This window comes from Paenibacillus cucumis (ex Kampfer et al. 2016) (assembly GCF_019748695.1).
Taxonomy (GTDB): Bacteria; Bacillota; Bacilli; order Paenibacillales; family Paenibacillaceae; genus Paenibacillus; species Paenibacillus polysaccharolyticus.
Map to the genome: position 1 here is coordinate 1 of NZ_JACLIC010000049.1, position 14,957 is coordinate 14,957.

Below are 14,957 nucleotides of genomic sequence, written 5' to 3' on the forward strand. Positions count from 1 at the left end.
TTCCATTTTAACGCAATGGCTGCATTGGTCACAGTGTTAATCGCCAGACCACTGACAGAGTCAGGCAGTGTAGTTTGTGATTTTACTGCAGTCCAAGCACTTGTATTGTTGCTATTAATAGCACGCACACGGTATTTGTGTACTGTTCCCGCTTTAAGTGCTGTATGCGTGTAGATGGGTTCCGTTATGCCTCCGATAACCACTCCATCTACCTCAACTTCATAGGAAGTAGCTCCCTCAATTGCTGGCCATACGAGGATAATTTCCTCTTGTGTTGCATTCGTTTGAATAACCGGTGTGCTCATCTGAGTCGTTCCTGTGATAGCCTGACTCCAGCTTCCTGGCCCTCCTGCATTTTTAGGTCTGATTCTAAATGTATATTCGGTATTCGGTGTCAGACCTGTTTTATTGTATGTGGTGCCAGTGACAGCAACGATTGTACCGTCAATCTCCACGTCATAACCTGTAGCCCCTTTTACTGCACTCCAAGATAATGACAGTTTGTTTAACGTAGCATCCGTTATCTTGAATCCATCTGCACGATCAGGTACGGTCAACTGTTTTACAGTTACGCTCCAATCGCTCTCATTTGCAGCCGAATAAGCTTTGAGCGTATACGTATGCGTAGAGTTGGCTTCAAGCGCTCCATGCTCATAAGAAGTAACATTACCAAGCTCAATCGGTGTTCCGCCGTCGATTTGCAACTGGTAACGATCCGCGTATTCAACTGCGTTCCATTGAACTGTATTCTTGCTTTCTTCTGCTACTACTGTCAGAACAGGTTTCTTCAGCAGTGTGGTCAGGGTATAAGGTTCACTCCATTCACCTGTTCCAAGTTTGTTCACCCCGCGTACCCTATAGGTATATAAAGTGTTTGGGGATAACTGAGTGCTCGCATAACCAACACCATAAAATGGGCCTTTAATGGTCCCATTCTCCTCAATCTCATATTGGACAGCCTGTTTGGCAGCACCCCATGCAAGATTGGCCGCAACATCAGTAGCCGCGGCACTTAAGTTCACCGGAATTTCCGGGGTGGATGTGATTGGAGGATTGGTAGCTGATTCCTTCACAAAACTAAAAGATTCTGCTTTTCGGGTGTAATACGGGTTAAGGTTGGAGACAAAATCGACAACAACACCTGTATCCGCATTAACAACCAGACTAAGCTGAGTCGCTTCGAAGTTTTGTACATATCGTGGCGTTTCATATCCAAAGACATCCACATGAGATATATCCCACTGCCCCACGCTTGTACCGGATTGTCTATATTCCATCACCGTGTAGTAGTGCCAGATTTCTGAAAAATCGATCATGATCGCCTTTTCTACTTTCCCAGCATAAGTAGATGTGTATGTACCAAATGCTACATTCGTCATTTTCGGAACTGTTCCCGAAACAGACTGTCTTCGAGAAAATGAATATCCCGACGAATTCAAGCTATAATCTCTTGCCCATCTGAGATCAATTGCTTTTTGATTGACACGAAGATTCCCATCTTGCTCTGTAAGGACATAATGGTAGTCGTAACTGCTGGAAACAACCCTGCTACTCGTTGCGGCATGTGCCCGGTTCCCCCCGTACACGCCAAACTGACCGAATACCAGCATGAATACCAGTACACGGACAGTCCATAAATAAAAGCCGTTTTTTCTTCTCCCTGCAACCAATGTTGTTCTCCCCTTCAAAAGATATGTTTGCCCCACTCCTAGGATCACTTGTGGTGAATGACAGAACTATCTATTCTACGAGATAACATTGATTCCTCTTTTTAACATGTAAAAATTTTCTTGTAACGCTTTCAATCGATATATCATCAAACAACTGGACTATCAAATCTCGAATTCACAAAAAACAGATTCACAAACATTTAGTCATTAATATAAGAGCAAACGTTCCTGTAACACATCCTCCTCCTCATCAAGACAGGCTACGATCTGGCTAATGTAAGTGTATAAATCTCCACCGTTACGCCGGCTTTACTTGCGGCATGTAAAATGACATGCCCACAAGCGTCTAACGTACTTCCGGTCGTGTAGATGTCATCAATTAAAAGTAATTTAAACGGCTTGCTGTAATTCTTGAGCAGGCTGAAATCAAATTCATCAAGCTTGATAGAAAAGGCATGTTTCATCGTCTCGAATCGCTCGGCGCGAGACTTGAAGCTTTGTTTCCCTGTGTTGATCTGGCGTTGCAACAGATCAACACAGGGCAAACCAGCGGTGATGGCAAGCCCTGTTGCCAGACGCTCCGCCTGATTAAAGCCGCGTTCGGCCAGACGCTCGTCGCTCACGGGCACATACGTGACCGCATCCGGTCGCCATAGCGGCTTCCCGGTTTCTTTTTCATATATAAGAGTCAGTTCTTCACTCATCGCTTGAAAAGCTTGAGTTAACATAGCAGTTAGTAGCGGGGCATAGCGCTCATAGCCTCGAAATTTGTACATGCTTATCCAATCTTTCATTAGATCGTTATACTGGACGGCGCTACGATTGCAGAAGAAAGAGCGATGTTGCATATGCGGGCGCACACAGTCAGGGCATCCTACACCACGTCCACAGCGCTGGCAACGGATCGATCGAATCCATGGAATCTGCTGTACACAACGCGGGCAGATCCCGGGATAACGTGAGGACAACACCGCACGGGTTCCACAGGTCAAACATGGTGAACCCGGCGGGCCAAGCAGCTTATGGAGTTGTCCGGTTAAACGCTGAACATGCTCGAAGATATGAGAAATATAACTGAACATGAGGTGCTTCTCCTTTCTTAACGATATAACGAGACGACGTAGCGAGCATAAAGTATGTAATACACGTTCGGTTAGTATGTGTGAAGACCACTAGTGCTTGTGTAGCGATGGAATAGTTTTGTTTGAAGGTGGATACTGGTGTAAATAATGGTTCACATAAACGATTAGTCTGTAGTGAGCCTATTCAAGTTCAGTTGTGTATGTTGATGTAATGATGACTATGATCTTGGAGCTGGCGTACGGAGGTAACCTTTGCGACGGGCAATCGCGTTCATTTTGCGAATCTGGGATACAGCTTTCACTTGGGAACGAGTACGGCGGGATGCAGCAAATACGACACGGCCTGCCGGATCATCCAAGGAGCGCCCTGCCCGGCCTGCCATCTGTACGAGCGAAGCCTCGTCGAAAAGTCCGTTGTCTGCATCCAGAATAAATACATCGCTACGCGAAATCGTCACGCCTCGCTCCAAGATGGTGGTTGTCACAAGCAGACGGATGGAGCGTTCACGAAATGCAATGACTTTGGCGGCCCGCTCCGCATCCTGCGATGAAGTGCCTTCAATTGATATCGCAGGAAAAGTCCGACGCATCAGGTGCACAAAGGACTCAATCTGGGCGATACGCGTTACAAAAACAAATACCTGAGCATCACGTTGTAAGGAGGTACGAATGCTGCTCACAATGGTAGCTGGAAGTTGTTTGCGTTTGATGCATTGTGCCACAGTAGGCATGTTAACCAGCTTCGGTACAGGTAGCGGATGTCGATGGAAGCGGACAGGCACTTTGGCATGAGCAAGTTTGCCCAAAGCGACCTCGCGTTGCAAACGGGTTGGCGGCGTAGCGGACAAATAAATAAAATGCCCCTCCGGTTTACAGCAAGATGTAGCGGCATGGGCCAGCATGGGATCGTTATGATAAGGAAATGCATCAAGTTCGTCGATGATCACCAGATCAAAACCTTGGTAAAAACGCATAAGCTGGTGTGTGGTGGCCAGAGTAAGCTGCGCGTCTTTCCAGCGCTCCGAACTTCCGCCATAGAGCGTTGCGAGCGAGATGTCCGGGAATGCTTTGGCAAGGCGCGGAGCCAGCTCCAGCACAACATCCCTGCGCGGTGTAGCGACCAACGCTCGTCCCCCATGATCCAGGGTGTGCTGGATTAGTGGGAATATCATTTCCGTCTTGCCGGCCCCGGTCACGGCCCAGAGCAAGAACCGCCCCGGCCCATCCCCTGCGGGCGGCCGGGCCAAAAACGCGAGCGCCGCGGCAGCTGCCGCGCTCTGCGCTGCGCTTAGCCCCCACCGGGCGAGTCCGCCGCCGGTGGGGGCCAGGGCCGTGCCACGCGATGCTTCGCCGCGTGCGGGCACGGCCCCTTGCGCTGCACTGCGTAGCAGCAGCGCACAAGCACGGCTGCGCCCTAGCGCGAGGCATGCCTCGCAGTAGGCGCACGCCGCCAGGCCGCAGGCAGCGCAGGGCACGCGCTGCCTGGCTTCGCTGCCACAGCGGTGGCAGCGGGGTGCGCTTCGCGCGCGGCCGAGCCACGCGAACCTGCGGCGCGTGGCAGGCCCTTCGAGGGCGGCTGTGAGCTGCAGCCGCCCATGCAAGCGCGCGAGCTGCGCAGCCGCGCGCCAGCCCCCTGGCGGCATGGCGGGCTCCGCCGCCAGCAGCGCCTCGGCCTCGGCCGCCAGTAATTGGCGGCCGTTCATCCGCTCAGCCAGCAGAGCTGCGCACTGCTCCAGCTGAGCCCAATACTCGGCGGGATATGGCTTCGGCATCCCGCCAACCCTAACTGCACGCATAGCTGCAGTCCCTTTCCCTCCATCCCTACCAATTCCTTTTCCCCTTTTATCGTTCTCCCCTCTGTCCAATCTACTTCCATTCTTCCATCTTCTCACTTCCGCCTGTTCGGTCAACGCTCTCCTTGCTTCTATTTCACCCGAGAGATGCTCATACAAGTCCAGCTTTGTATTGAAGTAGCTTTGCCACGCCTCCATACGCCACATATCCATGCTACGCTCGGGTACGAATTGATTTACCAGCCACGATGCCTGACTTAACGGAAGATGCATGCTTAACACCAGCCATTGTTGCACATGCCGTCCACTCATGCCCTCAAGCCACCACATGACATCCACCTGAATGTCGAGAGACATGACCATATCCCACTCTTCCTCCGCCCGGTACACGTAAACCCCAACCTGCATCGCGTCTTCCCTCCCCTGTTCGTATCCGAAAAACAAAAAAAAGCACATGCTGACCGACGGCTTCGCCGGAGCATGTGCTTCATGTCCATTCTGCATATCACAGTGATTATAATTATTCATACGATGACCATCTTCTAAAGCATTTCGAATTTCAACCTCATCGTATCCCGTTCCTTCAGCTACTTAATTCGACTCTGTTCTTCCTCAATTTCCATATAAATCAAGTATATGGTTTTGCATTCTGTCCGTCAAGACAACCTTAACGTAACGTATTAACTCATTTAAAAGTTTGGAATTTTCCCTTTGTATATGCGCAACTTTTTCCAATTTTATCAGTCTATACTTCTAAGTTAAGACTTCTGACTTCAAAATGCTTCTTCAGCATCATTTGAAGTGATAAATCCAGTCTTTAACCATAGATTGCAATAAAACCCATATTCAATTTAAAGGCAGACTTGGCTACAATTACAAAAAAAAGATTACAGCAACAAGCTGTAATCTTTCTCATATCGAATCGGCATATCAACGTCTGCAAACGTGTAAAATGTGAGGATTATCTGCACCCAGCTTCATCATTGGACCTACGCAGATCAATGAGGCGATAGTCACCATGCCTCTGCCCGGTATGTTCAAGTTCTGCTGGCACAGCAGGCAGATAAGACAGCTCCATGCCTTGCCTTTGCATCATCTTCTCAATAATGGTTATCGTCTCTGCCTCTTGTTGCTCGGCGACCACCGTTAATGTAAAGCTCTTGCCGCGATATAATAATTCCAGACAAAGTGATCGAATAATGCCTTCAATCCGTCCTACCTGATTGGAAGGAATGAGCAAAATCTGCTCGAAGCCTTCGGACTCCGGGCGGGAAGTATGGCGCTGGTGCATAAGATGAACGGCCATTGCCGCCAGGAAGTATATGAGCAGAATCATAGTCAGATGAGCAACCATGGCAACTGCACCTCCTCGGAAGGTCATGTTCACCCATGGCGAACATCCCTGTATACCGCAGTATATGCAGCGTATTCCGAAGGGTTACAGCCAAACAACCAGTCGGTGCCCGCCTGAACCAATGTTCAGGACACCCTTACACTGTGTTCATGTACAGTGATAAAGTCCATCAACCCGCAAACCAATCCATACTGGATAGGGCGCGAGTAGATACCTGTATAACAATTCTTAGAATTAGAGTGTAACCCAGCCATATTTGATGGAGTTAATAACGGCCTGTGTACGGTCGTCCACTTCCATCTTCTGCAGAATGCTGCTGACATGGTTTTTCACTGTTTTTTCACTGATGAACAAAAATTCACCAATCATCTTGTTGCTCTTACCCTCAGCCATTAAACGCAATACCTCAGCTTCACGACGTGTCAGCGGGTTATTGTCTCCAGCAACAAATTTAACGCCTGCTTCCTTCGAAGCGCCTTCGCTCATCGCACCTGTTTCGTTAAGATACGTCATACGACGAAGTTGCATAATCAGCTTGCCCGTTACTTTAGGATGAATAAATGCATGACCTTCATGAACGGAACGAATCGCGTTGATCAGCGACTCTGCTTCCATATCCTTCAGCAAATATCCGTTGGCTCCCTTACGGAGTGTTTCGAATACATAACTTTCATCATCATGAATGGACAGAATAATAACTTTTACATCCGGGAACAGCTCGCGCAGTTTCTCCGTAGCTTCGACGCCGTTCTCTACAGGCATGTTAATGTCCATCAGAACGATATCGGGTTTATCCTGATTACAGAATTCAAGCACTTGAATGCCATCGCCACATTCCCCGATGACCTCAATGTCGTCCTCCATATTTAAAATGCGTTTCAAGCCCTCTCGGAACAGCTGATGATCATCAGCCAAGAGAACTTTAATTGATGTTTTTCCAGTATCACGGTTTTCCATCCTGCTACTCCTTTCCCTTATCCACGTTTGTCGGGATATGAATGACTATTTTGGTTCCCTGGTTCTCTGCGGATTCAATCTCTATTCTTCCTTCTAACAGTTCAACCCGTTCTCTCATCCCGATCAGACCGAAGTGGTTGTGATCCTTGCTTTTCTTGGCAAGAAGCTCCGGTTTGAACCCAAGCCCATTGTCCTGAACGACAATTTTGACGAGCTGAGCCTGGTATGTAATTTCTACGACAACATATGTGGGATAAGCATGCTTGGCAGCATTAGACAGACCTTCCTGCACGAGACGGTAGATTGCAGCCTCCATTGCAGATGAGAGACGATGTTCCTTGCCTCTTGTTTCAAAAAGCGACCGGATTTTTGTTTTTACTTCAAAATCCTGCACATACTTTCGAAGCGTTGGAATCAATCCCAGATCATCCAGTGCCATAGGACGCAGATTGAATATAACTTTTCTCATTTCTTCAAGACTTGAACGAACCTGGCCTTTCAAATCTACTATTTCGGCCTGAACCATCTTAAAATCCTGCTTCATGAGCATTCTTTCTACAATTTCCGTCCTAAGCACTAGATTGGCAAGCATCTGCGCAGGCCCGTCATGAATCTCGCGGGCAATACGTTTCCGCTCTTCCTCCTGGGCCAAAATTATTTTCAAACCAATCATTTGTCGATTCTTGGCAGACTCGATAATCCGGGTCACCTGACCCAGCTCTCCTGACAAGTATTCTAGCACAACGCCCATCTGCGAACCAATCGTCTCGGCACGTTCTACAGAAGCCTCCACATTTTTGGCACGCTTCTGCAGATCATCCCGACGGGCCTTTAGATACATTTCCTTCTCACGATAAATCATCAGATCCAGCTGTAGCTGTGTCGCTTTTTCATACGCCTGTTTGATATCATGCTCCGAATAACGGACAAAGTCGCGGCTCACCTCTGTAAGCCGGATCCGGGAACGGCGGTAATTCAGCTCCAATTGATCTACTTTCTCGATCGTTTCCGCCGTTTCCTTCAGCACCGACTTCAACTCTTCATTGAGCGTCTTCAGCTCATCGCGAGTGGAGTCCATGATTTCAAACATTTGATATTTGCTGTTTTCCATGACTTGTATGGCGTTTTTTATGACGCGGTCTATGGCATCGGCTTGTAAATCCACGTTTGTTCGACTCCATTTCTATCGTTTCCGGTATATATCATACCATATCACGATGAGATGGTAACGGTCTTCGTGTTCTGTTCCCATTTTACAGTCAGCCCAAGTTGCTCGGAAACGAGTCTGAGAGGGACTAAAGTCCTACCCCCACTTACGTAAGGTGCAACTGTTGCACTCTGTCTTTTGCCATTGAGAACAAATTCTTTCTGACCTACCACCAGATCGATCAGTTTGCTGCCGCGGATTACTGTAATCCGCTGATTTTTGCTGTCCCACTTCGCCTGTCCTCCAAAGGCATCCAGTACATGTTTGATCGGTACATACGTAGTTCCATTCTTAAGCACCGGTGTTGCATCAATAGTCTTTGTTGTCCCGTTTACTGTCATAGACTTCTGTCCAAGTACCAGTGAAGCTGTACCCGCAGGCAATCCAACTTCGCTGGATTTAGAAGGCATGGTGAACGCAATATTGTCGAACGCAACCGTTCCCGTCATCGCGCGCTCATCCTGTCCCTCTTCTACATTCACGACATACACACGTTTCAGTATCGCCGGATAAGCGATGTTCAGTCCATTCAGGTCAACATTAACCTTCTTCCATCCATTCCAGTCGATGGCTTTAGCCAGATCGGCATATACCGTTTTGCCTTTAGCATCCGTAAATTCTGCACGTAGCCAGTTCAGACTCTTGTCACCCATCACATCCATCGACATGGACGTTGCGGCTGCTGATACGTCTCTGCCTGTTGAACCGTTCAGTTGTGCATAAGCATACATTTTACCGGTTCCACCCGTCATATCGTAGCTGAGTTGTAACACCTTCGAGCTAGCTTTTTCACCCGTTCCTGATACAACTGCGGCTGATCCGGTTACACCTGCTGCATTGGTGGTGAAATTAATCGGATAGTTCACATTTTCGAAATTCTCCCAGATCGTTTCACTTGCTGCCGCAGAGAGTACAATAACCGTGCTGTAGCCATCGTAACGGCCAATCGCATAACCAACCTGTGCTCCGTCATTCACCGAAGATACGGTTAACTGATCTCCAGCCACTTTACCTTTAAATCCAATAAATTCCCATGTCAGGGAATCGGCTGGTACCGTCACGCTTTGCCCACTCTTCGTTGTAGCTGTCACTGGAATCGAGACGGTTGTTCCCGCTTGAAGTGATCCCAGACCAGATCCGGCAGTCAAAGATGCCAGTTCGTTGCCACCAAGAACCGTTACTTTGATGGAAGAAGACGCTCCGCTACTTGTTGCCGTCAACGTTGCTGTACCTGGCTTCACACCTTTAATCGTTCCGTTGCTCACGCTGACAATACCGTTATTGCTGGATTTCCAAGTCAACGGAATATTACCTGTCGCGATTGGGTTGTAGTACGTGTCATACCCTTTCGCGGAATATTTACCTTCCTGACCAGCAAGCAACGTCTGACTGCCACTTACCGCAAAACCTTTCAACTTGCCTTCAGGTGCCGTAGAGAACACTCCAAGTGTATTCACAACTTGACGTTGCTCGGTGCCGTACTCGGTGTTAAATGTGAGACTTGCGGATTGTTCACCCAGTGGACGTGTAACCATTGTCGTTGATCCGCCGCCATCCAGATTCATGCCTTTCCATACCCCGATACTGGTCATAAATGACTGTAATTCGGTCAAGGACATGCCGCTGCTGTTGCCGTTTTTCTCGGCTGCAATAATATACACATACCGCCCATCCTGAGAATATCCTACCGCGGTTCTGGCACGAACACCACCTATGCCAGAAGAAGCAATATTCCGCGAGAAGGAAGCAGCCTGACCTCCGTTTACCAGAATTGTATGACCGCCAATCATCATGTCCAGATTATTCGGGTCAACAGACTGTCCTGTCGTTTTGGCAACCAACTTGTAATCTGCTCCAACTGTTTGTCCAACAGACAAGTGACTCATGACCCATGTTGCCGCTGTACCATGTGCACGGAGGATATACCCGTCCGGCGGTACGGTCATATTTAATGCCTTTTTATCCGAAATTTGCGTGATGACACCATTCTGAACGAGTACCTCCGTCGGCGTTGTGGAAGGATCATTCGGACGTTTGGTCGACGTCCATGCAGGTGTATAAATATACATGGAGTTCACATGGCTGTATGTACCCGCTCCCGTTTCAACCGTATAGTCCTCCTTATTTATCCCACGCAGAGCGAATGTTGAACCATCCTGCGCCTTTACTGTGCCGTCAAATGAATATTCATCAATCATCGGCTTGCCATCTTTGGTTACCGTGAGAGCATACATGCCCTTCAGTTCCGAAGGCGTAGACACCAATACACCGTCAGAAACTTGACCGCCGATCGGTGACATTTCTCCGGATACGTTAAAATAATCTCCGTTCACCGCAGCGACCGCGCCGTTTTCCTTCGCCATACCGCCAGTGCTTTGTTTACTGTTTAATTTATTTCCCTTGCCTGTCATTACATCCAGTTTCAAGTATGGATTTTGCAAGTCTACCTGGATCACATCGGCAAGCACACTTACCTTCGAACCTGAACGTGTTGTCGTATATCTGTATTTCATGAGCTTCGCACCCGAAGTCAAAATCTCTTCGCCCAGCTTGCTCGTATTCGTCGATGCCGCCGCGGCTACGGATTGCCACGAAGTTCCTGACCACATCTGTCCACCTGCACTCATCACAGGCGCAATCCAGATCACACCTGCCAGTGTTACAATTGCCCATTTCTTTGCCTTATTGTACTTAACGCCTTCCAGCTGTTTCCCATGTTTCCCCAGCATGTTCGAAACGTCTCTCCCATCTTGTATATCAATCTTAGATATCACACAGATCCTGCCTAGTGACAGTCTCACAGCGTGATCCCTAGCATACCCTTCTATTAATAGACTGTTTTTTGTAGAAAAAGTTACGTTAATCATGAATATTAAGGGCTTTTCTGGTAAAAAAAGACCCAGGTATAGAGTAAACCTCCATACCTGGGAATCATCCTGCATATTACTATTTAAACCTCCATATTGAATGGGTTTGTATCCAGTTCAATATATCTACAGATAACCAATCCGATCCAACATCCGTTTTAACATCACTGCTGCTTGTTCTCTCGTTGCCTTACCCGTAGGTCTGAAAGTCTCATCGAGGTGCCCTTGGATGATGCCTGTTTGCACGGCTTTTGCTACAGAATCCTTGGAACCTTTGATCTCGGCTTTATCCTTAAATACCTTGAGCGTATCCTCGGCCTTTTCCTGAAGTGCCGGAGGCTGGCCTACGAAATCCATTGCTTTGACGAGCATAATCGCCATTTGTTCACGCGTGACCGGGCTGTTTGGCTGGAACTTCCCATTGCCTACCCCTTGAATAATCTTTGCCTTCACTGCAGCACCAATATATCCATTGGTCTCAGGTTTTCTGCCAAGGTCTGTAAATGATGTTGCAGATGCATCCGGTTTGAGTCCCAAACCTCTTGCAACAAGTTCAGCAAACTCGGCACGAGTGATATTCGTTTTGGTATTATACTTGTCCAGATTATCTGAAGTGATAATCCATTTGGAAGCGAGTTCCGTTAACGCTTCCCTAGACCAGTCCGACGCTTTAGGGAAGCTGACCAGATGGGTGATCGGCGCAATCACGCGGTTTCCATCCAACAAACCACGTGCTACGATCCCTGTCGAAGAGGTTCGATAAGCCGTTGGTATATACGATAACGATTGTGAGTTGGGGTCAATCGCTGTCAAGGTTGTTAACAGTGTAGATGTGTTTCCAGGCACCTTCGTTAAATATTCACTTTTAATATTTTGCTCTACACTCTTCCCCGTGTTTCCATTAAAGAGCGTAACATAGGTTTCTGTTGCTTCTCCCAGACTCTGTGCGTTGGATCTTGATAACATGAAGTCCATGGCACCTGCTGAAAGTCTTGGCACAGGCTCCATCTGTACGTACAGGGTCGCTGTCCCTGGAGCCGTTGTGATTCCCGCACTTTGTCCCATTGTTACAAACTTCAGGTCTGCAAGAGGGACCATCCATACATTGTCTTTATATTTGACACCGATCGTACCTGCACGATATTTGCCTGCCAGTTGGGATAGCTTGTGGAATGGAATACCCACATAGGCTGCTTCACTCGTCGTTGGGACTTCGAATATGATCGGTTGATTCAACTTAAAGCTGTTCGAGGCATAATTGAACGCCTGTTCAAGTTTATTTTCGTCCAGTGTGTACTGCTGTATTGTTCGGTTATAACGAGATGCTGCCATCTTAGCTGTTGCTGCATCTGTACTTAGAATTAACATACTTTGAGCAAAACCGGAGTTATTTGCATTACGTTCCGTCAGCCACGCCGGGAGTCCTAACGATGTATTATCTGTTGGCGTCGTAGTCGCTGCCTTCTCTTGCAACGTCAATGGTCCGAACGCAGCCACTTCTGTATTCAAAGCATCTCTAAGCTGAACGCCACCTGGGGTGTACGTCACTGTAGCAACCTGTCCGGTCTGAGCAGCTTTGGACATTTTAACCGTCACAACAGACCCATTAACCGAGGCGGAGCTAACCGGAATGATTTCATTGCCAGACTGTACTTTAAATTGCGAGGGAGTCAGTACAGCTTCTGATTTTAATGTGTTTCGGAAGTTAATCTGGACCGTATCTCCCTGCAGAATACCGGACAGAATTGTACCGTTTCCGAAGGTCTGTGTCACAGGTACAAGATCCAGCAAAGCGGCCTGATTGTTAGCCATATCCGTCAAGCGAGAGGTTCCCGGTACATAAGATAACGTCACCACTTGCGTACTTGTCACTGGAGTTGTCAGCGTTAGTGTCACCAGATCATCATCAATGTCCACATTGTTAACAAAGATCGCTTTGCCGTCTGCCAGTACCGAATATTGATTATTCATCGGTTTGTTTAACCGGCTTAGCGGCTCATTGTAATACATCCACAGCTTATTAGCATTAACTTCAGCCTTCTGGAATACAGGCGGCTTTGAATCATTACTGTTCCGCACATAGAAACCGCTGAAACCTGCAAGCGGCTGCCCGCGGCTATCTTTTACAGGCTGGTCATCTGGCTGATACGATACTCGTACCACCTCACCATTGCTAATTGAAGAACTAAGGTTCAACGTAACCTGTGAGCTAGTGTTGGTTGAGATGCTTCTTACGCCAATGGTTTTGCCATCGGCAGTAACACTGAACTGTTTATACGCATCACCGGAGTTAATATATACCGTCTCCGGATAGTAGAGAACGATGCTGTTTGTATATGCCACACCTTCACGAGGTTTGGACATGATCGAGTCCAGTCCATTCTCTACATCTCGTGCCGAGAAGGAGACCGCTGCATTCAGGGACAAGTCCTGAACTCTGCGTGAAGTTGTCGTCGGGACGGTATAAGCTACTTTCACAACTTGTCCTACAGCGACACCTGTATCCAGCACAACATACACGCTATCCCCTGAAACATACGCCGTACTTACACTGCGATTATCTCCATTGACCGTCACTGCAAAGCTGGAAGGCAACAGGTCAAACGTAGATAACCATTCATCATACGTCAAACGAATAATCGTATTGCTGTACATTTTTGCTGTTTTGAGCACCGGTGGTGTCGTGTCAACAGACAAGGTTCTGAACGTCCACGAGGTTGTCCCCGTTAGGCCTGTAAACAGATTGCCGGACCGATCCCGGAAGACGTTACCCGGAATATCCACCGTATACGTTGTGTTACTCGTCAGGCTGGATTGCGGAATGATACGCAGCTGACGGTTGTTGGAGCTGTTAATGATCGTTGTTGCGTTCACCGTACCGCCGTTTGAACTTCTCAGGATGGCTTGAGCGGAATAATTGGTATCCAATTCTTTGGTGAAGGTTACGTTTAGTTCCGTCGTAAGAGCTATGCCTGTTGCTCCATTTGCTGGAGACAAAGAAGCCACTGTGATAGCCGATGGATCGGAGATCACACTGAATCCCCAGTCGATTCGCTGGATCGCAGCCGTGTCATTGCCAAGCGCATCACGGAAAAAACCTTCGGGTATAGCTATGTATACGGTGCTATTATTCGCCCAGTTTCGAACAGGGTCAATTGTCACAATGGTTTGTGAACTGTTAAAACTAATTTGCGAAGAGTTCGCATCCACCTCTTCAAACAATTCATTCCCTTGATAAATCTGTAGCTTTCCAGTACCTCTAGACATCGCTTGATCAAAGGTCAATGTGAGATTTGCTGAAGGCGATACGCCCGTAGATGCCGTTTGCGGTGTTCGATTCAGCAGTTTAGCCGGATTTACAGAAGCTACATGGAACGTCCACTCCTTATCCAGTCCTTCAAAAAAAGTTTGGCCATCCGCATATACAAAAGATCGATTGCCAATAGAGACATAGAAACTTCCAGCTGGCAATGCAGGACTAGGCGTAATTGTGACCACCTTTCCCAGATCTGGATCAACAGCCACATTATCAGGTGTAATACTTACAGTCGGGTCACCAACATTGATACTACGCACAACCGAGTTATCCGAAAGTCGGTGGATAATGATTAACTCTTGCGTATTCGCTACTTTTCTCACCGGGTTGGTAAATTCAATCTTCAGCGGCTGTGTTCCGTCTGCCTGTGTTGCATTTAACAAAGGTAATGTGGCGCTAATTCCCTTCGCAGCCAAGTCATCTGCGGCATAAGCTGTATTCCCACCTATCCAGCCGCCTAGCAAACCCTGTGTCATTAACATCACGATTAATAGTGTAATCCATCCCTTACGGGTCCAATTCTTCACAAACACCCATCCTTTCCCCTCAATCCTTAGTCCTTATGTCTGATTTACAGACCTCTATATGTATGTCGGCCACAGAAGGAATATCTGTTAGTTATTTGGATATATATTACATTTAATTTATGGATTAGTGTGTATTGATTATTTTACGATATGACTTGGCCACAAGAGCCTAATATTTAATAAG

General features: G+C 47.6%; 8 protein-coding genes. All 8 read right to left on the bottom strand.

Features of this window, described 5'->3' with window-relative positions; all coding sequences use genetic code 11:
• The coding region (locus H7T88_RS26245) for a fibronectin type III domain-containing protein (RefSeq protein WP_221791257.1) at nt 1–1,670 on the bottom strand (1,670 nt) is incomplete at its 3' end.
• Nucleotides 1,671–1,930: 260 nt separating this feature from the next.
• Nucleotides 1,931–2,446 (bottom strand): ComF family protein, encoded by a 516-nt coding sequence (locus H7T88_RS26250; RefSeq protein WP_221791259.1) that lies wholly within the window; start codon nt 2,444–2,446, stop codon nt 1,931–1,933.
• Nucleotides 2,447–2,970: 524 nt separating this feature from the next.
• Complete coding sequence (locus H7T88_RS26255) at nt 2,971–5,073, bottom strand: helicase-related protein (RefSeq protein ID WP_423246159.1); 2,103 nt, start codon at nt 5,071–5,073, stop codon at nt 2,971–2,973.
• A 433-nt stretch (nt 5,074–5,506) separates the two neighbouring features.
• The gene (locus H7T88_RS26260; protein WP_221791261.1) at nt 5,507–5,899 is read right to left on the bottom strand and encodes a hypothetical protein; all 393 of its coding nucleotides are present in this window, start codon (nt 5,897–5,899) and stop codon (nt 5,507–5,509) included.
• Nucleotides 5,900–6,133: 234 nt separating this feature from the next.
• Entirely contained in the window at nt 6,134–6,856 is a 723-nt protein-coding gene (locus tag H7T88_RS26265) for a response regulator transcription factor (protein WP_063567747.1), read from the bottom strand.
• 4 nt (nt 6,857–6,860) lie between these two features.
• The gene (locus H7T88_RS26270; protein WP_090922925.1) at nt 6,861–8,021 is read right to left on the bottom strand and encodes a sensor histidine kinase; all 1,161 of its coding nucleotides are present in this window, start codon (nt 8,019–8,021) and stop codon (nt 6,861–6,863) included.
• Nucleotides 8,022–8,068: 47 nt separating this feature from the next.
• Nucleotides 8,069–10,792: a stalk domain-containing protein gene (locus tag H7T88_RS26275; RefSeq protein ID WP_221791262.1), complete on the bottom strand. Its 2,724-nt coding sequence runs from the start codon at nt 10,790–10,792 to the stop codon at nt 8,069–8,071.
• Nucleotides 10,793–11,056: 264 nt separating this feature from the next.
• The gene (locus H7T88_RS26280) at nt 11,057–14,773 is read right to left on the bottom strand and encodes a SwmB domain-containing protein (RefSeq protein WP_221791264.1); all 3,717 of its coding nucleotides are present in this window, start codon (nt 14,771–14,773) and stop codon (nt 11,057–11,059) included.
• Between the last annotated feature and the right edge of the window lie 184 nt (nt 14,774–14,957).

Excerpts from the sequence above, each read along its gene's own strand:
- H7T88_RS26265 (WP_063567747.1), bottom strand. The coding sequence starts at position 6,856 with ATGGAAAACCGTGATACTGGAAAAACATCAATTAAAGTTCTCTTGGCT.
- H7T88_RS26250 (WP_221791259.1), bottom strand. The coding sequence starts at position 2,446 with ATGTACAAATTTCGAGGCTATGAGCGCTATGCCCCGCTACTAACTGCT.
- H7T88_RS26275 (WP_221791262.1), bottom strand. The coding sequence starts at position 10,792 with ATGCTGGGGAAACATGGGAAACAGCTGGAAGGCGTTAAGTACAATAAG.
- H7T88_RS26255 (WP_423246159.1), bottom strand. The coding sequence starts at position 5,073 with ATGAATAATTATAATCACTGTGATATGCAGAATGGACATGAAGCACAT.
- H7T88_RS26260 (WP_221791261.1), bottom strand. The coding sequence starts at position 5,899 with ATGGTTGCTCATCTGACTATGATTCTGCTCATATACTTCCTGGCGGCA.